Source organism: Comamonas sp. BIGb0124 (assembly GCF_003752175.1).
In the GTDB taxonomy this organism is placed as follows: Bacteria; Pseudomonadota; Gammaproteobacteria; order Burkholderiales; family Burkholderiaceae_C; genus Comamonas_F.
This window is the reverse complement of record NZ_RJVF01000013.1, coordinates 321571-341724: the sequence shown is the minus strand read 5'-3', so window position 1 is coordinate 341724 and position 20154 is coordinate 321571. Positions and strand designations below refer to the sequence as shown.

General features: G+C 68.4%; 16 protein-coding genes. 4 read left to right on the top strand and 12 right to left on the bottom strand.

What is annotated here, in order from left to right:
* Window positions 1–44: 44 nt before the first annotated feature.
* From EC845_RS17850 to EC845_RS17810, 9 genes are all read right to left on the bottom strand, one after another.
* A complete protein-coding gene (locus tag EC845_RS17850) occupies window positions 45–743 on the bottom strand; it encodes a response regulator (protein WP_123299475.1) in 699 nt (232 codons plus the stop codon).
* 30 nt (window positions 744–773) lie between these two features.
* Complete coding sequence (locus EC845_RS17845; RefSeq protein WP_123299474.1) at window positions 774–3515, bottom strand: sensor histidine kinase KdpD; 2742 nt, start codon at window positions 3513–3515, stop codon at window positions 774–776.
* Window positions 3508–3723, bottom strand: coding sequence for a hypothetical protein (locus EC845_RS17840; protein WP_123299473.1), 216 nt, complete (start codon window positions 3721–3723; stop codon window positions 3508–3510). The genes EC845_RS17845 and EC845_RS17840 overlap by 8 nt, the downstream gene beginning before the upstream one ends.
* A complete protein-coding gene (locus EC845_RS17835; RefSeq protein ID WP_123299472.1) occupies window positions 3720–4028 on the bottom strand; it encodes a hypothetical protein in 309 nt (102 codons plus the stop codon). Before EC845_RS17835 ends, EC845_RS17840 begins: the two co-directional genes overlap by 4 nt.
* Window positions 4025–4528, bottom strand: coding sequence for a PTS sugar transporter subunit IIA (locus EC845_RS17830; protein WP_123299471.1), 504 nt, complete (start codon window positions 4526–4528; stop codon window positions 4025–4027). Before EC845_RS17830 ends, EC845_RS17835 begins: the two co-directional genes overlap by 4 nt.
* A 7-nt stretch (window positions 4529–4535) precedes the next feature.
* Window positions 4536–5237, bottom strand: a complete 702-nt coding sequence (gene kdpC, locus EC845_RS17825; RefSeq protein WP_233598150.1) for a potassium-transporting ATPase subunit KdpC — start codon at window positions 5235–5237, stop codon at window positions 4536–4538.
* A gap of 26 nt (window positions 5238–5263) precedes the next feature.
* Window positions 5264–7303 carry a potassium-transporting ATPase subunit KdpB gene (gene kdpB, locus EC845_RS17820; protein WP_123299469.1) on the bottom strand — a complete coding sequence of 680 codons (2040 nt, stop codon included), beginning with the start codon at window positions 7301–7303 and terminating at the stop codon, window positions 5264–5266.
* 13 nt (window positions 7304–7316) lie between these two features.
* Complete coding sequence (kdpA, locus tag EC845_RS17815; RefSeq protein WP_123299468.1) at window positions 7317–9110, bottom strand: potassium-transporting ATPase subunit KdpA; 1794 nt, start codon at window positions 9108–9110, stop codon at window positions 7317–7319.
* Between the two features lie 516 nt (window positions 9111–9626).
* Window positions 9627–9866 (bottom strand): hypothetical protein, encoded by a 240-nt coding sequence (locus tag EC845_RS17810; RefSeq protein ID WP_123299467.1) that lies wholly within the window; start codon window positions 9864–9866, stop codon window positions 9627–9629.
* A gap of 145 nt (window positions 9867–10011) precedes the next feature.
* Here EC845_RS17810 and EC845_RS17805 point away from each other — a divergent pair, with 145 nt between their 5' ends.
* Window positions 10012–11361, top strand: coding sequence for an FAD-binding oxidoreductase (locus EC845_RS17805; RefSeq protein ID WP_158615725.1), 1350 nt, complete (start codon window positions 10012–10014; stop codon window positions 11359–11361).
* A gap of 25 nt (window positions 11362–11386) precedes the next feature.
* Here EC845_RS17805 and EC845_RS17800 read toward each other — a convergent pair whose 3' ends face one another.
* Together EC845_RS17800 and mprF are read right to left on the bottom strand one after the other, a co-directional pair.
* Window positions 11387–12952, bottom strand: a complete 1566-nt coding sequence (locus EC845_RS17800) for a virulence factor family protein (protein ID WP_123299465.1) — start codon at window positions 12950–12952, stop codon at window positions 11387–11389.
* Window positions 12953–13013: 61 nt separating this feature from the next.
* Window positions 13014–15677 (bottom strand): bifunctional lysylphosphatidylglycerol flippase/synthetase MprF, encoded by a 2664-nt coding sequence (gene mprF, locus EC845_RS17795; RefSeq protein WP_199739837.1) that lies wholly within the window; start codon window positions 15675–15677, stop codon window positions 13014–13016.
* 582 nt (window positions 15678–16259) lie between these two features.
* Between mprF and EC845_RS17790 the strand changes: the two genes are divergently transcribed.
* From EC845_RS17790 to EC845_RS17780, 3 genes are read left to right on the top strand one after another with little or no spacing between them, the layout of a single operon-like run.
* Window positions 16260–17240, top strand: coding sequence for a TRAP transporter substrate-binding protein (locus tag EC845_RS17790; protein WP_123299464.1), 981 nt, complete (start codon window positions 16260–16262; stop codon window positions 17238–17240).
* Window positions 17230–17793 carry a TRAP transporter small permease gene (locus tag EC845_RS17785; RefSeq protein WP_148077341.1) on the top strand — a complete coding sequence of 188 codons (564 nt, stop codon included), beginning with the start codon at window positions 17230–17232 and terminating at the stop codon, window positions 17791–17793. The genes EC845_RS17790 and EC845_RS17785 overlap by 11 nt, the downstream gene beginning before the upstream one ends.
* On the top strand, window positions 17786–19090 hold the full coding sequence (locus tag EC845_RS17780; RefSeq protein WP_123299462.1) for a TRAP transporter large permease: 1305 nt from the start codon (window positions 17786–17788) through the stop codon (window positions 19088–19090). The genes EC845_RS17785 and EC845_RS17780 overlap by 8 nt, the downstream gene beginning before the upstream one ends.
* Before the next feature lie 93 nt (window positions 19091–19183).
* On the opposite strand, the gene EC845_RS17775 is transcribed toward EC845_RS17780, so the two are convergent.
* On the bottom strand, window positions 19184–20131 hold the full coding sequence (locus tag EC845_RS17775; RefSeq protein WP_148077340.1) for a LysR family transcriptional regulator: 948 nt from the start codon (window positions 20129–20131) through the stop codon (window positions 19184–19186).
* Between the last annotated feature and the right edge of the window lie 23 nt (window positions 20132–20154).

Here is a 20154-nt window from a genome sequence, read left to right as displayed (position 1 = left end):
CGTGTCTCGCGACATCTCGATGCCTCGCGAAACGGGGGCCTCGTTCAGCCCTCGGTGCCCCATCCGAAACGGATGCCCACACCGGGCTCGGTGACGAGGTAACGCGGCGAGAGTGCGTCGTCCTCGAGTTTCTTGCGCAGCCGCGCGACGACGATGCGCAGGTAGTGGGCATCGTCCTCGTGCGACGGCCCCCAGACTTCCCGCAGCAGGCGTTTCTGGCTCACCAGTTGGCCGGGCGTGCGCGCGAGCAGATCCAGCACGGCGAATTCCTTGCGGGTCAGGGCCAGTGTCTGGCCGCGCAGCGTCACGCTATGGCGGACCAGGTCGATGTGCAGCACGCCGTCGTCGAACACCGTGACGGCCTCGTCCTGGGGGCGTGCACGTTGCCGCAGCGCCAGCCGGATGCGCGCCATCAGCTCCTGGATGCCGAAGGGCTTGGTGACGTAGTCGTTGGCCCCGGCGTCGAGCAGTGCGACTTTCTGGGTCTCGCCGGACCGCACCGTCAGCACGATCACCGGCACCTCGGAGACCGCGCGCAGCCGCTCCAGCACTTCGGCACCGTCGAGATCGGGCAAGCCCAGATCGAGCACGACGAGGTCGGGGTGCAGGGCCGAGAACTCGGCCAGGCCCGCGCGCGCGGTCGGCGCCAGGGTGACGGCATAGCCCTGCGAGCGCAGGCTGATCTCCAGGAACTTGCGGATTTCAGGTTCGTCGTCGATCACGAGAATGCGGGCGGACGTCATGTCGGGCGGATGGCTTGAGCGAGGATCGGGCTAGAGGGAATCGAGCGCATGGGGCGGATCGGCTTCGCGCCGCAGCACATCGGGCGGCAGCGTGATGCGCACCAGGGTGCCCTGGCCGTCCGGCCCGGCATAGGCCTCGGTGCGGCCCATGTGGGCGCCGACGATGGCTTGCACGATGGCCAGGCCCAATCCCGTGCCCTGGCCGCCGCGGTCGCCCCGTTCCACACTGTAGAACATGTCGAAGACCCGGCGGCGTTCGTCGGCCGGAATGCCCGGGCCGCGATCGACGATGTCCAGCGACAGGCCTGCCGCCGCATCGGCCCGGGCCACGATGCGCACCGGTGCGCCGGGAGGCGAGAACTTCGCGGCATTCTCCAGCACGTTGAACAGCGCCTGCTCGATCAGTGCCGGATGCACGTGCAGTGCCGGCAGGTCGGGCGGCAGGTCGATCTCGAAGCTCAGCTGCGGCACGTAGCGCTGCAGGCGGCGCGTGGCCGAGGCGATCAGTTCGTCCACGCCGATCCAGTCGCGTTCGAGCTTGAGGCCCTGCTGGCCCAGGCGCGTCATGTCCAGCAGATTCTGGATGTAGCGGTCCAGCCGCTGGCCCTCCTGGGTGATGGAGGCGAGCAGGGCGGCGCGGTCCTCGCGGCTCATGTCGTCCGCGTAGGCCGCCAGACTGTCGGCCGCACCGATCATCGAGGCCAGAGGCGAACGCAGATCGTGCGAAACCGAGCTCAGCAGCGCCGTGCGCAGGCGCTCGGTCTCGCCAGCCACCCGTGCGGCTTCGAGGTCGGAGACCAGCGTGGTGCGCAGCGCCGCCTGCCCGATGTCCTCGGCCATCGATTCGGCCAGCCGGCGCTGCTCGATGGACAGGCTGCGCACACCGGCCGCAAAACGCAGACCGACGACGCCGCTGGAATCCTCGCCCGCGTTGATGGGCAGAAACCACCAGGAGGAGGACGACAGGGTGTCGGTGTAGCGCCCGCTGGGCTGGCCATGGCGGCGCGTCCACGCCATGGCGCCCTGGTCCTTGGCGCCCGGGGCTTCGCCCGCGCTGGGCGGCACGTCGATGCCGTCGTAGGCGATCCAAGCCATGGCACCCAGCGCTTCTTGCATGGCGCCACGCCCGACCTGCAGCACCTGGCCCAGGTCGGCGGCAATCGAGAGCTTGCGGGCCAGGTCCTGGATCAGCGTGGCATGCGAGTTGGCGGCCCGCAGCGCCAGCACCTGCGCGCGCAACCGCGATGCCAACTGGCCGGCGATCAGCGCGGCGGCCAGGAACAACCCGACCGTCGCCACGCCTTGATTGGCAGCGATGTGGAAGGTCAGCCGGGGCTCGATGAACAGGAAATCGTAGGCACTGAAACACAGCAGCGCCGTGATCACCGCGCCGGCCATGCGGCTGCGCGCACCCACCATCAGCACGGCCAGCATGAAGATCATCGACACGTCCTGCAGGCCCAGCAGCCGGTCGGCCAGCCAAGCCGTCAGGATGGCGCCGGCGGTGTAGGGCAGCACGATCCCGAGATCGGCCCAGCCCGATGGCAGACGCGGCAGCACCGGCGCATGCCGGCTGCGTGGCGGATGGGCGGCCGAGCCGATGATGGTGATTTCGTACTGGGCACCGCGGCGCAGCAACTGCTGGCTGATGGTGCGGTTGAACAGGCGGGCGACCGGCCGCACGCGGGTTCGGCCCAGCACGATGGCGGTGGCACCATGGGCCTGTGCCGCGTCGAGCAGGGCCGAGGCGATATCGTCTCCGTGCAGCAGCGCGGTGTCGCCGCCCAGCCTGCGGGCCAGGGCAAAGGCGCGGTCGATTTCCAGGACGCGCTGGACCTGCCGGCGGTCGATGCCCTTTCCGGGTATGCCGGGCCCGGCCCGCTCGGCTGCGCCTGCGTGTGCCCGCTGCACGGCCACCACCGACCAGGTGGCGCCGCGCCGCTCGGCCATGCGGCTGCCGGCACGCACGAGATCCTGCGACTGGCCATGGCCGTCGATGGCAATCAGCACGTGCCGGCGGATGCCCGCGACCGTGCGTTGGCCTCGCGCGGCGTTGTGCTCGCGCAGATCGGCGTCCACATGGCTGGCCACCGTCTGCATGGCCAGCTCGCGCAGGGCGGTGAGATTGCTCGGTGAAAAGAAGCTCGCCAGCGCCCGCTCGGCCGCCTCGGGGACGTAGACCTTGCCTTGATTGAGCCGCTCGATGAGCTCACGGGCGGGCAGGTCGACCAGGCGGATGTCGCGCAGCCGGTCGAGGACCTTGTCGGGCACGGTCTCGGCGACCCGCACGCCGGTGATCTGGAACACCACGTCGTTGAGGCTCTCGAGGTGCTGCACATTCACGGTGGTGTAGACATCGATGCCGGCGTCGAGCAGTTCCTCAACGTCCTGCCAGCGCCGTTCGTGCCGGCTGCCGGGCATGTTGCGATGCGCCAACTCGTCGACCAGCACGATGGCGGGGCGCCGCGCCAGCACCGCATCGAGATCCATTTCCTCGAGCGTGCGGCCCTTGTGCAAGAGCGTCCGGCGCGCGACCACCTCCAGTCCCTGGAGCTGCCGTGCCGTGTCTTCCCGGCCATGGGTCTCGACGATGCCGACCGCGATGTCGCGGCCCTGCCGGCGAAGTTCGTGGGCGCGCACCAGCATGGCGTAGGTCTTGCCCACGCCGGGTGCCGCGCCCAGAAACACGGTGAGGCGGCCGGCCGATTCGCGCTGCAGTTCCTCGACCAGGGCATCGGCCTGCTGGCGCTTGTCTGGATTGTCGTCAGTCATGGCGGATGCGGCGGGGTACGGAGGGTGGAGACAGTGTAGTGGTGCCGCGCAGCAGCGCATGCCGCCAGGCCAGCTTGCAGCCCGGCGAACACGTCAACTGGCGACCGTAGGCCAGCGCGTGCAGCACCGGATGCACGGCATGGCGCAGACCGCAGACCGGACAGGCATGGATCTCGAACGGGCTGCCGGGGGCTCGCTCGGGCTTCAATCCGCGCTCCGTGCAAACCGTGCGAGTTCGGCTGCAGAAGGTTGCCGGCCCGGCGGCGCCAGCACATAGACATGCCAGTCCTCGCCGCGGCACAGCGCCAGTGCGATCTCGACGGCGTCGCGGCCCGCGACGGCGAGGCGCACCTGAGGCCGTTCGTGCTGCAGGCACGCCCGCAGCGCCGCGATGCCCACCGGCGTGACGGGAAAACCGGCCTCTGCCATTGCACCCTGTTCGGTGGTGGCCGCAAACGTCATCTGCTGCGCATCGACGAACAGGCCGGCGCAGATGTCATGTGCCGATCTCATGGCATGGTCCCCCCGAGTAAGAATGGATCGGACTGGACATGCCAGTGGCCGAGCAAGGCCAGGACCTGGGCGGGGCCGTTGCAGGCGAGCAGGGCGTCGGGCAGCCGACGGCTGGAAAACAGCCGGCAGATGGTGGCCAGCAAGTCGAGGTGCTGCTGATTCTTGGGTTGCGGCACCAGCAGCACCATCGCATGGCGCAGCGCGATGCCGTCGGGCGTGGCGTAGCTCGAAGTCGGCAGCGGTCGGGTCAGCCGCGCGTAGATCGCGCTGGATCGGGCGAGTCCGTCGAGCCGTGCGTGAGGAATCGCCACCCCGGCGCCGATGGCAGTGGACGACAGGGCTTCGCGACGGGCCAGGATGGCGTGGCCGTGCTGTGCCGCGACGCCGTGGCGGGATTCGATGTGTGCCCCGAGCACACCGAGCAAGGCATCGAAGTGCGGTGCGTCGATGTCGAGCAGCACATCTTCGGGTGCCAGGAAATGGCGGATGTCTGGATTCATGTCTGGCTCACCGGCTCGCGCCGGCCGCAGAAGGCGAGGGTGCCAGGTGCTGGTCGAGCGCCGCGTTGAGCAACAGCACGTTGACGCGTGCCGCGCCCGGCGAGAGCGGCCAGGGCCGTTCGATGTGCTGCGCAAGCAGCTCGCGGATCCGCGCCGGCGGCACGGCGCGGGCGCGGGCCACACGTTCGACCTGGATCTCGGCGGCTTCGGGGCCGATGTGCGGGTCCAGGCCGCTTCCGGACTGAGTGACCAGATCGCGCGGCACCTGAGCGGGGGCGATGTTCTCGCGCCGGGCCACGGTGTCGGTCTCCAGTTGCACACGCGCCGGCAGGTCGGGGTTGCTGCGGGCCTGGTTGCTGCCCGCCGCCGCCATCGGGTCGAAGGCTGCGGCCGATGGGCGGGGCATGAAATAACGCGCATCGGCAAAAGGCTGGGCCACCAGGGCCGACCCGATCACCCGGCCGTCGGCGGCCTGCACCAGGCTGCCGTTGGCCTGGTGCGGGAACAGCCACTGGCCCAGGCCGACACCGGCCAGGTTGTAGCCCAGGCCGATCAGGGCCAGCGACAGCACGGCCAGCACGGCAGAGGCACGCAGGGCACCGCCGTCGTGCAGGCCCGGGGCAGACGGGGCGGTCGCGGGCGGGGTCGTGGGTTGCACCGAGGACAGTGCCTCGGGCATCGGGATCGTCTTTGAAATCGGCAGAGTCATGATGGGGATCTCCTGTTCATGGGCGGTCAGAGACCGAACAGCGCCACCAGCGCCATGTCGAGCAGCTTGATGGCAACGAAGGGCAGCAGCACGCCGCCCACGCCGTAGACCAGCATGTTGTTGCGCAGCAGTGCGGTGGCCGAGGCCGGCTTGAAGCGCACGCCGCGCAACGCCAGCGGAATCAGCAGCGGGATGACGAGGGCATTGAAGACCAGTGCGGCCATGACGGCGCTGGCCGGACTGTGCAACTGCATCACATTGAGCGCCGCCATCTGCGGAATCGCGGCGGCGAACAGCGCCGGCAGGATGGCGAAGTACTTCGAGACGTCGTTGGCCAGCGAGAACGTGGTCAGCGCGCCGCGCGTGATGAGCTGCTGCTTGCCGATCTCGACCACCGCCAGCAGCTTGGCCGGATCGCTGTCGAGATCCACCATGTTGCCCGCCTCCTTGGCGGCCTGCGTGCCGGTGTTCATGGCCAGCCCCACGTCGGCCTGGGCCAGCGCGGGCGCGTCGTTGGTGCCGTCGCCCACCATGGCCACCAGCCGCCCGCCGGCCTGCTCGGCGCGGATGCGGGCCAGCTTGTCTTCGGGGCGGGCCTGCGCGACGAAGTCGTCGACACCGGCGTCGGCCGCAATGGCCGCTGCCGTGAGCGGGTTGTCGCCCGTGATCATCACCGTCCTCACGCCCATTTCGCGCAGCCGTGCAAAACGTTCACGGATGCCGTGCTTGACCACGTCCGAGAGCTCGACCACCCCGAGCGCCTGCCGGTTGCGCGCCACCACCAGCGGCGTTGCGCCCTGGCGCGCCACCCGGTCGGCGCAGGCGCGCAGATCGGCGGGCACCGCGATGCCCTGCGCGGCGAGCCAGTCGGTCATGGCATCGACCGAGCCCTTGCGGATGGCCTCGCCGCCGGCCAGGTCGACGCCCGACATGCGCGTGGCCGCCGTGAACGGCACGAAGTCGGCCCCGGCCGGCTCCTGCAGGTCATGCCCCTGTTCACGGGCCAGCCGCACGATGGACTTGCCCTCGGGCGTGGGGTCGGCCAGCGACGACAGCAGCGCGGCCTGCGCCAGCATGGCCGGGTCCACGCCGGGCAGGGCATGGAAGGCCGTGGCCTGACGGTCGCCATGGGTGATGGTGCCCGTCTTGTCGAGCAGCAGCACGTCGATGTCGCCTGCGACCTCGACCGCCTTGCCCGACTTGGCCAGCACGTTGGCCTGCAGCGCCCGGTTCATGCCGGCGATGCCGATGGCCGGCAGCAGTCCGCCGATGGTCGTCGGGATCAGGCAGACCAGCAGCGCCACCAGAATCACCACGTTCACCTTCACGCCGACAAAGGCGCCGATGAAAGGCAGCGTCACCACCACGATGAGGAAGGTCGCCGTCATGACCATCAACAGCAGGCCCAGCGCGATCTCGTTGGGCGTCTTCTGCCGGTTCGAGCCTTCGACCAGCGCGATCATGCGATCGAGGAAACTCTGTCCCGGCTCGGCCGTCACCCGCACCACGATGCGGTCGGACAGCACCTGGGTGCCGCCGATGACGCCCGAGCGGTCGGTGCCGGCCTCGCGCAGCACGGGGGCCGATTCGCCGGTGACGGCCGATTCGTTGATGCTGGCCAGTCCTTCGACGATCTCGCCGTCGGCGGGAATGGTCTCGCCGGCGTCGACGAGCACTTCGTCGCCGGGGCGCAGCAGGGCGGCCGACACGCTTTCCTCCTGTCCGGCCCCGATGCGGCGGCGGGCTATGAGGTCGCGGCGGGCGCGGCGGAGCGAAGCCGCCTGGCCCCGGCCGCGCGATTCGGCCAGCGCCTCGGCGAAGTTGCCGAACAGCACCGTGGCCAGCAAGGTGAAGGTCACGCTCCAGCCAAAGCCCGGCGTGGCGAGGCCGGCCGCCGTGGCGGCGCCGGTGACCAGCGTGCCCAGCCAGACCACCGCCATGACCGGGTTCCTGGCCATGTGCCGGGGCGACAGTTTGCGCACGGCGTCGCGCAGGGCGCTGCCCCACGGCGAGGGCTCGGCCCGCCGGGCAGCCGGACGTTCGACGACGGAAGTGTTGTGTTCCATGATTCGGGGCTCCTCAAGGTTGAGCCAAGGGCTGCGTCGAGGCCGGATGGGCCAGCGACAGGTGTTCGGCGATCGGGCCCAGGGCCAGCACCGGCATGAACTGCAGCAGGGTCAGGATGACCACGATGCCGATCAGCGTGAGCGCAAACGTCGGGGTTTCGATGTGCAGCGTGCCGGGGCCTTCGGGGGCTTGCCGCTTGCGTGCCAGCAACGCGGCGATGGCCAGCGGCAGCACCAGGGCGGGGTAGCGGCCCAGCAGCAGTGCGGCCGATGCGGACAGGTTCCACCACGGCGTGGCATCGCCCAGGCCCTCGAAGCCCGAGCCGTTGTTGGAAAACGCCGAGGTGTACTCGTAGAGCACCTGGCTGATGCCGTGAAAGCCCGGATTGGAGTTGCCGGCGAGTCCCGGCACGGCCAGTGCCAGTGCCGTCAGCCCCAGAACCACGAATGGCTGCAGCAGCACCAGCACTGCCAGCAGCCGCACCTCGGGTGCCTCGATCTTGCGGCCGAACAGCTCGGGCGTGCGACCGGTCATCAGGCCTGCAATGAAAACCGCCAGCAGCAGGTAGACCAGAAACTGCTGCAGCCCGCAGCCCACGCCGCCCCAGATCGCGTTGATCAGCATGTTGGCCAGGGTCGTCAGGCCCGTCAGCGGGGCCGCAGAGTCGTGCATCATGTTGACCGAGCCGTTGTTGACCTGGGTCGTCAGCGAGGCCCAAATGGCCGAACTCTCCACGCCCAGCCGTACCTCCTTGCCCTCCATGGCCAGCACCGACTGGCCGGCAGCCGCGTACGACTCGGTCCACAACGTGGCCGCAGCGGAGACGACCGACATGCACAGCATGGTGCCCAGCACCATCAGGCCGAAGCGCCGGCGGCCGGTGAACGGGCCGATCATCATGATCACGGCGACCGGGACCAGGGCGATGGCCAGCAGCTCGAGAAAATTCGAGGCCGGTGTCGGATTCTCGAGGGCCACCGCGCTGTTGGGGCCGTACCAGCCGCCGCCGTTGCTGCCCAGTTGTTTGATCGCCACCATGGGTGCCACGGGGCCCAGCGGAATCTTCTGGGCGGCAGCCGGTGTGGCGCCGACCTGCGCCGACGGGTCCAGCGTCTGGACGGTGGGGCCGGCCTCGAGCGTCGCCGGCACGCCTTGCGCGGTCAGCAGCACCGAGCCCACCAGTGCCAGCGGGATCATGATGCGGCCGGTGGCGCGCACCACGTCGACCCAGTAGTTGCCCACATCGGCCTCGACCGCTGCGGCGGGGCGGGCCTGCTCGCCGGCCGCGTCCCGCGTGCCGCTCTCCGGCATCGGGTCGGCCTGCATGCGCGCCCGGCCGCCGAACAGCGCGCGCAGCGTGGCGGCGACCATGGCCAGGCCCATCACGGGGGTGAGGAACTGCAGCGTCACGATGCCCACCATCTGCGAGAGGTAGGACAACTGGGCCTGCCCCGAGTAGTGCTGCTGGTTGGTGTTGGTCAGGAACGAAATCACCGTGTGCAGCGCAAGGTCCCAGCGCATGTCCGGCGCGTTGTCGGGATTGAGCGGCAGCCCGGCCTGGAGCATGAAGAGCGCCCAGACCAGGCCCAGCAGCACGGCGTTGCTGAGCCCGAAAGCCAAGGCGTAACCGCGCCAGCTCATGCCGGAGCCGGGCCGCACGCCCATCAGCCGGTAGGCCGGCTGCTCGATCCATCGGAACAGACAATCGGACCGCATCGGCCCGCCCCGCATCACCGCCGCCATATAGCGGCCCAGCGGCCATGAGAGCAACAGAATCGCCCCCATCAAGAAAATAAACTGCAGCATCACGCCACTCCATTGAAATCAATGAATACAAGGCCGGCCCATACCCTTTTGTCGGGGACAGGGCGAACGGGTTTTGAAACCCGGGCCTTGTTTCCGGCCGATATCGGCCAGCGGAGGCAGTGTGCTGCGGGGGACGCTGGCGCGTCGTAAAAAGTGCGTAAAAGGTGGTTTCAGGGCACGCGTTTTTTACGCACTTTTTACGCCGGCCGGCAAGGCGCTTGAGGAGAATGACGGCATGCCTTCCGGACGCCCGGTGGGGCCTTGTCTCGGAGAAGAATGGCCATGATGCACGTCGTGTGGGATATCGTATTTGTCGCGGTGGTGTTTTTTGTTTTGGTCCAGGCGCTTCGGTATTTCACCCGGAAAAAGAATGGCCCGGCGAGCTGAAACTCCCGGGCCGTCGTCGGCGTGAATGCCGGATTAAAAAACGAAGTCGCGAACAAGAAGAATGAACGGGCGCCGAAAACACGGCGATGCCCGGCCGCCCAATCGGCCTGGACGATCGGAGTCGACCCCTTACTTGATGCGGATCAGGAACAGCCTGCGCCCTTTGGCGTCGAGCACCAGTCCATCGTCGTCGGCGAAGCCCAGCAGGGCACCCGCCAGTGAATACACTTCGTCGCCATCGAGCCGGAACATCGGCTGGCTGCCCTGTCGTGCCCGGATGAAGGTGTCGTGGTCGATCAGCCCGATGGGCGCTTGCTGGGCATCGGCCGTGACCACGTCGAAGCGGCCGGAACGGTAGTCAATAGTCATAAGCGTGCACCTCTCAGCCCCAAATTAGCACCTTTTGCCCGGTGCCACAAATCGCCATGGCGAGTACGAAAGTATGGTGATCCGAATCCCCTTCGCGTGGTCGAGGCCTGCCGCATACCCCGGCTGCGTGTATGGTGACGGTCGTATGCAAGACTCTCCTGGCTTTTCCGCCGTTCCCGGGCCGTCGGTTGCCCCCGCGCCCGCTCCGGGCCATCCGCCTGCTGCGGCAGGCATCCCGCGCGCGACCTGTCTGGTGGTCGGCGCCGGCATCGTCGGCACGCTTTCGGCCTTGCGGCTGCTGCAGCAAGGGCATGCCGTCTGCCTGGTCGATTCCGATTTCGAGGCCCTGTGCTGCTCGACCGGCAATGCGGGCAGCGTGAGCGCCGGGTCGGTGGTGCCGCTGGGCATGCCCGGCCTGTGGAAACAGGTGCCGCGCTGGCTGATCGATCCCGATGGGCCGCTCAGCATCCGCCCCGAGTACGCAGGGCGCATCGCCCCCTGGCTGCTGCGTTTTCTGCAGGCCTCGACGCCCGATCGGGTGGCCCGGATCGCACCGGCGCTGCACGCCCTCAATGCGCCGTCGATCGCGCTGTACCGCGAGCTGGCCGATGCGCTGGGCGCTTCCACGCTGTTCCAGGCCACCGGTCAACTGCAGGTCTATACCAGCGAGCAGGCGCGACAGAAGGACGCCGGCGGCTGGCGCCTGAGGCAGGCCCACGGCGTGGCCATGCAGCCGGTCGAGCGGGCCGATATCCAGGCGCTGGAACCGGCTGTCGGTGCGCAATACACGCACGGCATGTTTCTGCCGGACGAAGGCATGGTGACCGATCCCCGCGGCCTGCTCCAGCGCCTGCGCCAGGCCGTGGTCCAGGCCGGCGGCGAGCTGCTGCAGGCCCGCGTGCAAGGCCTGCAGCCGCAGGCCGATCAGGGGATGCGGGTGGAAACCACGCACGGGCCGCGCACCGTGCAGCACGTCGTCGTGGCCGCCGGGGCGTGGTCGCATCGACTCGCCGCGCAGCTGGGCGACCGGGTGCCCCTGCAGCCCCAGCGCGGCTACCACGTCGTGTTCGAAGACAGTGGCGTGGCGCTCAAGCGGCCGGTCGTGGCGGCCGAAGCCAAGTGTTTTGCCACGCCGATGGACATGGGCCTGCGCGTGGCCGGCACAGTCGAGTTCGGCCGTCTCGACGCGCCGCCCAGTCCGCGGCGCACCCAGGCGCTGCTGAAGCACAGCCAGGCCCTGTTCCCCGGCCTGCGTGTGGGCGATGCCGCCACGCGCAGCACATGGATGGGCTGCCGGCCCTGCCTGCCCGACTCGCTGCCGGTGATCGGCCCCTCGAAGGCCGGTGCACGCGTGATCTACGCATTTGGCCACGGCCACCTGGGACTGACCCAGGCGCCCATGACCGCGCGTGTCGTCGCCGATCTGGTGGCCGGCCGTTCGCCCGCCATCGACATCCAGCCCTACCGGGCGGCGCGCTTCGGCGCCGGCGCTTGACGGCCGGGCAGCCTGCCGGTGGCTGTCAGGGCGGCGTGGAGCCGCCGGCCGCTGCCGCCGGGCTCTGCGGCAGCATGGGCGGTGCGGCGGTGGCCTTGAGCAGCACGCCGGCCAGCTTGTCGTAGTCGCCGTCGAAATGATGGCCGCCCTTGAGCGCCAGGATGCGCACGGGCGAGCCCGCCTTGTTGAGCTTCGGGCAGACGGCTTCCTTGTCTTCGACACCGTAGACGCACAAGGCCAGGCCGCGCGGCAGCTTCTCGGCCTCGGGCAGCGTGGGCAGCCCCTTGTCGTTGCTCTTGATCCAGTTGGTGACGTGGAACTCGAACGAGGCCTTGTCGCCCATGCCGATGAGCAGTGCGGTGGCGACCTGCGCCCGCAGATCGGCGGGCAGGCGGTTGAGCACGAAGGGCATCACGTCGGCGCCCTGCGAGTAGCCGATCAGCAGGATGCGGCTGCGTTTCCACTGCGGCTGGGACTGGTAATACCGCATCACGCGCACCACGTCCTGCGCGGTGGAATCGGGCGTTCGGGCCTTCCAGAAATAACGCAGCGAATCGAAGCCCACCACGGGGATGCCTGCGCGGTTCATCGCATCCGAGAGATCGCGGTCGATGCCCGCCCAGCCGCCGTCGCCGCTGAGCATGATGGCCAGCAGATCGTGCTCGCCCTGGGGCGCCTTGGCCGGTTCTTCGACCAGCGGCAGATCCTTCACGGCTGCGGGCGGCGCGGCCGTGCTTTGCTGATGGGGGCTCAGGCGTGTGTAGGCGTCGGCCAGCAGGGCATCGATGCGGTTGCCGTCCACCGCGGGCATGAGCGTGGCACCCGGCACCGATTGCACCAGGGCCGTGGTGGCGGCGTCGCCGCCGGCTTGCGGAAACACCAGCCATGGATCGGCGAGCTTGGCGGCCGGCAGCAGGCTGTAGACGTGACCCTGCCCGGGCTGCGCTTTGGCAATGGGCGCATGGTCGCGGCACAGCTTGAGCGGCAACTTGAGATCGGTCGAGACCAGGCCCCACGAAATCGCACCGCTGAACGTATCGGCCGGCGCCGTCGCCGCGGCGCCGTAGGCGAGGGCGGCTCCCACCGGGCCGCTGCCCACCAGCACCGGCTGGTGATAGCCGTTGAGCTGGTAGCGGGCCTGCAGGAAACGGCTGAAATTGTCGAAATCGCCCTGCGGCCCCAGGCAGTCCGCGCCGTCGCGGCGCATGCTGGCGATCATCTTCTTGACGTCAATGCCGGCGGCCAGAAGTCCCTGCGTCCGCAGCGATTCGGCCAGGGCCTGGTCCTGCGCCGTCCAGCCGTCGAGGCCCGAGAGCACCAGGGCCACGCCCCGCGGATCGCCCGCAGGTCGATAGACCGGGGCCTTGTCGAAGTAACCGTGGCTGAAGGTCTCGCCCGGCGAGGCCGCTGCAGCAGACGCTGAAGACGCTTGAGACGGCCGGGGCGATGCGTGGCCGGCCCCGGCCGCAGCTGCCGGACGGTCTGCGGCGGGCGTTCCGGCGGCAGGGGCCGAGGCGGCCAGGGCCGGACTGGCGGCCAGGCCCAGCGCCAGCAGCAGCGCGCAGCCCAGTCCGGCAGAAGGGGCCGCCATCGGCAGCCTAGCCGTTTCCATGCAGGCGGGAGCAGGTGCCGGGGTCCGGCGGTACAACGAATCAGGATGGGTCATGCGCGACAACGACAGCGGGTTTGGGAAGCGCCTGCGAACGGGCGAAGCGCGCGCCCAGCCGGCTGATCAGCGCTGCCGTATCCATGAGGATGAGCAGGGCCGAGCCGGCGCTGGGGGCGATCAGGTAGCGGGCTTCCCAGTGGGGATCGAATTTTTCCTTGAACGACCTCAGACCCCTGAAATGGTAGAAACGTTCACCGTGACCGAACATCAGCCGTGCCAGACGGTGCCAGTTCGAGGCCAGCTCGTGGTTCGCCATGCCCGAAAGCGGTGCCATGCCCAGGCCAAAACGCTCGAAACCGTGGGCCTGGTAGTGCAGGATGAGCTGCACGAACAGGTAGTCCATGGTGCCGGGCGGCGCATCGTCGGTCTGCCGCATCAGGTCGATGCTGGCCTCGAGCCGTTTGCCGGTCTCCATCAGCGTGGCAAAGGCCACCGGCTCGTCGTTCAGGGTGATCAGGGCGATGGGGCCGCGCGCCACATAGGCTTCCGAGAACGAACCCAGCGAGTAGCCTTTTTCGCGTGCGCGGTTCTTGACGAGCCAGTTGTCGGAGATGTCGCGCAGACGGGGCAGCAGCGGCTTCACATCGGCCGCACCGACCACCTGGAAACGCAGGCCCTCGCGCTCGGCGCGGTTGACCGACGTGCGCAGATTGGCGCGTTTGCCGCCCTTGAGCGTGAACTCGCCCAGCGGCACCCAGGCGAACTCGCCCAGCTTGCGGGCCTGCATGCCGGCGTCGAGGTACATGCCCAGCTTGTCCGGCCGCACCTGGTAGAAGCCGGCGCGGCCGCCGTGGGCGTGGGCGGTCTCGATGAAGTTCCAGATCAGTTCAGGCCATTCGTCGGTGGGGCCGACCGGGTCGAACAGTCCGATCCACGAGCGGCCCTGCTTGCCGTACATCAGAAAGGATTTGCCCGATGTCGAGAACAGCACGCTCTTGTCGCCCGCCAGCATCAGGTTGGCCGAGGCCGACGGCTGGGTGGCGATGATGGCCTGCGCACGCTCGATCTCGGCCGCGCTGGCCGTGGCCGGCACGCCCGACGGCCGGCGCATCAGCTGCCAGGCCGCGAACACCAGCGTGACCAGCGCCACCGCCAGTGCCGCGCGCAGCGAACGCGGTGCATTGGCGTTGAACTCGAAGCGCCACCACAGCTCGTGCGTGTAGGCCACGTTGCGGTAGGTGAAGAACAGGATCCAGGCCACTGCGGCCAGCGTGGCGCCCAGGCAGATCAGCCAGTAGACGTCGAAACGCAGCGAAAACAGCGAAGAGCGCCGGTTGAACTGCCGCCGCGACACCACCAGCAGCAGGAAAAGGAAACCCAGCAGCATCATTTCGTGCACGGCCAGGCCCTTGGGCAGCGACAGCCAGAAGTTGGCCCCCGTGGCCAGCAGCGCCCCCCACCAGGCCGCGTCCAGCCGGTGCAGCAGCCCACGCGCCAGCACCAGCAGCAACAGGCCGCAGATGCTGCCGATCATGTGGGCAGACTCCACCACCACCAGGGGCACGTTGACGGACAGCAGCTCGGCCGCGCTGTGGCTGGCCGGCGTGACGCCGGAGACCAGCAGCACGATGCCCGCGATGAAGGTCATGGCCGCCAGCAGCATCGGGCTCAGGCGGGCGGCGGCGCGCGCCAGCGGCAGGCTGGCGCCGAGCACCGCCTTGCCCTTGACGATGCGGCCCTGCATGCGCGCCTCGTAGCCGACCAGCAAGGTGGTGGCCACGGCCAGCGGCAGCAGGAAATAGATCATGCGGTAGAGCACCAGCGCCGCAGCCAGATCGGCCGGCGGCACCTGGCTGCCGATGCCCAGCAGCATCACCGCTTCGAACACGCCCAGTCCGGCCGGCACATGGCTGATCACGCCCACGGCCAGCGCCAGCAGGTAGAAGGTGAGGTAGTTCCACCACGAAAGATGGTCGGTGGGCAGCAGCAGCCACAGGGTGAGGGCGGCAAAGGTCAGGTCCAGGGCCGTGATGACCAGCTGTTGCAGCGCCAGCTTGAGCTCGGGCAACTGGAACTGCCAGTTGCCGACGTGCAGCGTGGGCCGTGTGGCGCAACGGTAGAACAGCCAGCCTACGGCTCCCAGCAGCAGAAGGGCGACCAGCCGCAGCGTGACCGGCGGCCAGCCCACCAGGCTGGCAATGGCCGGGGCGCCCCACAGCAACGCACAGGCCCCGAAGGTGGCCGTGCCCACGCCGAAGGCCAGGGCATTGAACGTGGCCGCGCGCGCCACCTGCATCGGCTCGAGCCCGGCGGCGGTGAACAGGCGCATGCGCACCGCGCCGCCGGCCAGCGCCCCCAGTCCCACGGTGTTGCCGAGGGCAAAGGCGATGAACGAGGTGAGGGCGATCGTGACCTTGCGCAGCTTGCCTGCCAGCCCCAGATAACGCAGCGAGGCAAAGTCGTAGCCCATCAGGCAGATGTAGCTCAGGGCCGTCGAGGCCGTGGCCAGCACCAGCAAGTGCATCGGCATGGCATCGACCAGCGCGGCGATCTTGCGGTACTTCACCTCGGCCAACAGGTGCTGCAGCGATTCGAACACCAACGTGCCGACCAGTGCGGCGGCTGCGATCAGCAGCAGGGCGCGCAACCAGGTCCGATCCAGCAGCTTGATCAGTTTGCCCAGTAAGGCGGGCATCGCGAGCGACATGAAAAAAAGCTCCGGGAGGAAAGCGAAGAGTGACGCCGGGCGGACCCTCTTCCGCCGCGGCTCTCGTCGTCTGCATGATTTAGCTGCAGGAAGCGCGATGGTAGCGGCGCGAATTCCTTTTGCGATCGAGATTTTCCCATGGATGTAGGTCGTTCTGATTAGGGTGGCGCTGGAGGCCCCCCGGGCGCTTCTGTTTTTGGGGTGGGCGGGCCGGTGGTTGTCCATGGCGGGGGCCGGGGCCCCGGGTGTTGTTCACCCGCCTCACCCGGGCCGTGCGCCATGCCTGTACACCATGCCCATCCCGGGCGCACGCGGTGCCTCTGCATTGGGCGGCATGCACGCCGGCGGTGCGGCGAGGTGACCAATTCCAGGCAAAGACGGCCCTTGTGGTGCGCCCGCCTGCCGATGGGGCATGCCAAGAAAAAGTTGACTTCGATCTGCAGAAAAAGTGCTTTGACACTTTTTGCTGCAGCGCGGCAAAGTGAGCCGGTCGATGCCGCTGCGGGCGCCTTCCGGCGCTGTGCGGCGCAGCCGTTCGATCCGTCCATCGAAACCGTTCATTGCCTATCTGGAGATGTCGAAATGAAGCACCCCATCCGCCGCGTTCTCGCGGCTGCCCTCACCGTCGCCGCCATGGCTGGGGGCACGGCGTTCGCCAAGAGCTGGAACCTGTCGGCCGAGCAGCCCGACAGCAACTACCACACCAAGAACATCCGCCTGTTTGCCGAAGACGTGCAGAAGGCCACCGGCAACGAGCTGGAGTTCAAGATCCAGTCCAACGGCATCCTGCTCAAGCGCCCCGAGGTCAAGCGCGGCGTGCAGCAGGGCATCGTGCCGATCGCCGACGTGCTGATGGCCGCCATGGCCAACGACGATCCGATCTTCGAGATCGACAACATTCCCTTCCTCGCGCCCTCGTTCGATGCCAGCGAGCGGCTGTGGAAACTCGCGCGGCCGCTGATCGCCGAGCGGCTCGACAAGCAGGGCCTGGTACTGGTCTACGGCACGCCCTGGCCGCCGCAGGGCATCTACACCAAGAAGCCGGTGCAGTCGCTCGACGACTTCAAGGGCGCCAAGCTGCGCGCGGTCAACGTCGCCGTGGCCCGCATGGCCACGCTGATGGGTGCGGTGCCCGCGACCGTGCAGGTGGCCGAAGTGCCGCAGGCCTTCTCCACCAACGTCATCGACATGATGATGACGTCGTCGGCCACCGGCGTCGACACCTCGGCGTGGGACTACACCCGCTTCTACTACGACGTCCAGGCCAGCCTGCCGTATTCCATCACCATCGCCAACAAGCGCGCCCTCGACGGCCTGACCCCCGAGCAGCGCAAGGCCGTGATGGATGCCGGCGCCCGTGCCGAGACCCGTGGCTGGGCGATGGCGCGCGAGCAGAACGCCAGCTTCGTCAAGGTGCTGTCGGACAAGGGCATCCAGGTCGAGCAGACCCCCCCGCGCCTGGCCGAGCAGATGAAGTCCATCGCGCAGACCATGGCCGAAGAATGGGGCAAGAAAGCCGATCCGCAGGCCCTGGAGGTGCTCCGTGCATTCCGTGGCCAGTGATTCCGGCACGCCGCAGGCGCAGGCCGTGGCCTCGGGCCTGTCGCTCTGGCTGGACCGCTTCGACGCCCTGCTCGACGGTCTCTCGCGTGTCTCGGGCGTGTGCGGCGGCGCGGCCCTGCTGGCCACGGGCATGATCGTCACGGCGCAGATCGCCGCCCGCCTAGTGGGCTCGCAGATCCCGGCGACCGACGACTTCAGCGCCTGGGCCATGGCCGCCTCGCTGTTCCTGGCGCTGCCCTACACGCTGCGGCAGGGCGGCCATATCCGCGTCACGCTGCTGCTGCATGTGCTGCCGCAACGCCTCGCGCTGGGATTCGAGCTTCTGTCGACCGGCGTGGCCCTGGCCCTGGTGGCCTGGGGCGGCTGGCATTCGGCCCTGTACGTGCACGACGCCTACCTCAGCAATGAAGTGGCACAGGGCATGGTGGCCGCGCCGCTGTGGATCCCGCAACTGAGCATGCCGCTCGGACTGCTGGGCCTGGCCCTGATGCTGGTGGGGCGCCTGGTGGCCATCCTGCGCGGCAAGCCCTGGAAGGAAGACGAAAATGAATGAATGGATGCAGAGCGCAGTGCTCATCGGCACACTGCTGCTGCTCTTGGCCGGCGGCCTGTGGGTGGCGCTGGCGCTCATCGCTTGCGGTGTCGTGAGTCTGGTGATGTTCACCGAAGTGCCCGCCGACCTGGTGTTCGCCACCAAGGCCTGGGATTCGGCCGCGAACTGGAGCCTGGTGGCGCTGCCGATGTTCATCTGGATGGGAGAGATCCTTTTCCGCACCCGCCTGTCGCAGGACATGTTCAGCGGTCTGGCCCCCTTGATGCGCAGACTGCCCGGCCGGCTGGTGCATGTCAACGTGCTGGGCTGCGGCATCTTCGCGGCCGTCAGCGGCTCGTCGGCCGCTACCGCCGCCACCATCGGCAAGATCTCGCTGCCGGAACTCAAGGCACGCGGCTACGACGAGGGCTTGAGCGTGGGCTCGCTCGCCGGCGCCGGCACGCTGGGGCTGCTGATCCCGCCGTCCATCGTGATGATCGTCTACGGCGTGGCTGCGCAGACCTCGATCGTGAAGCTGTTCGTCGCCGGCATCCTGCCCGGCATCCTGCTCATGTTCATGTTCTCGAGCTACATCGCCCTGTGGTCCTGGCGCCATCCCGACAAGGTGCCGCCGGCCGATGCGCCCTTGCCCTGGCGGGTGATCTTTTCCCGGCTCAAGCTGCTGCTGCCCGTGATGCTGCTGATCATGGCCGTCATCGGCTCCATCTACACCGGCGTCGCCACGGCGACCGAATCGGCCGCCGTGGGTGTGCTGGGCTCGCTCGGCATCGCGCTGTGGAGCCGCTCGCTCGACCGCGCATCGTTCGTCGCCAGCCTGATGGGCGCGGTCAAGACCTCGTGCATGATCTCGTTCATCATCCTGGGTGCAGGCTACCTCACGGCGGCCATGAGCTTCACCGGTCTGCCGGGCAATCTCGCCGCCTGGATCTCGTCCATGGGGCTGAGCCAGTACGAACTGATCTTTGTGCTGACGCTGTTCTTCATCGTGCTCGGCGCCTTCCTCGACGGCATCTCCATCGTGGTGCTCACCACCGCCGTGCTGATGCCCGCCATCCAGCAGGCGCAGATCGATCCCATCTGGTTCGGCATCTACCTCATCCTGGTGGTCGAGATGGCGCAGATCACGCCGCCCGTCGGCTTCAACCTGTTCGTCATCCAGAACATCACCCGGCACAACCTCTGGTACCTGATCAAGAAGTCGTTTCCCTTCTTCCTGATCCTGGTGGCGGCCACCGGCGTGGTGACCGTGTTCCCGGACATCGTGATGGTGCTGCCGGACGCCATGGCCCGGCCTTGAGGTGAATCAGCGCGGCCGCGGCGCAGGACCGGCGTCCTCGATCGGGCCCTGGAAGCCGCGTCGGCTGAACGGTCCCGATCGGTTGCGCAGCGCTCAGTCGGCCGATTCGCGTGCCGCATGCATCCAGGCCTGCCCCGTGCGTTCATGCAGGCGCTGTGCGAGCTGCGCGGCCATGTGCACGGCCAGCTTGGCGGTCTCGCGGATGGCCGCCGTCTCGCCGCGCCGCGTGATGGCCGTGGTGTTGATGGTCGGCAGCGCCGGGCCTGCCAGGCGCACCAGCGTGCCGGCCTCGAGCTCCTTGACCACGAACGCCCCGGGAATCGCAGCCACGCCGTAGCCGTCGAGCACCAGCTGCAGGATCGATTCAACCGATGGAAAACTGCAGATCGTGGGCTCGAGCTCGCGGTCCATGAACAGATTCTGCAGATGCGCACGCGGCAGCGACTGGCGCGAGAACGTGAGCAGACGGTACTCGGCCAGCTCCTGCAGGCTCATGCGCTGCGTGTGCGGCACCAGCTTCGGGCTCGCCACCCAGTGCACCACGTAGTCGCAGATCGGCCTCACTAAAAAGTCGGACGTGCCCGTGGCTTCGGGAAAAGGCGTGTCCTGGATCAGCACGTCGATTTTTTTGCGGCGGAACAGGTCCTTGAGGTTGGCCGAGGTATCGACCGTGATTTCCGGGTCGATCAGCGGCAGCGTCTGGTTGAGCTCGAGGATCAGCGGCGACAGCCAGGTCTTGACCACGGTCTCGGTCGCGCCGATGCCGACCTTGCCGCTGGGCGGCGTGTCCGAGCGCGCGTACTGCAGCATCTCCTTTTCGAGCTTCAGCATGCGCTTGGCCTGCGTGACGATGTACTCGCCCTGCGGCGTCAGCGCCAGCTTGCGCGAGCTGCGATCGATCAGCTCGAGGCCGATCAGGTCTTCGAGGCTGGCAATGCGCTGCGACACGGCGGTCTGCGTGACGTGCAGCGCCTCGGCGGTTTCACGGAAGCTGCCGACGCGGGTCAGGACGACCAGGGTTTCGAGGAAACGGGTATTCAAGAGTCGATACGGAAAAAGTGAGG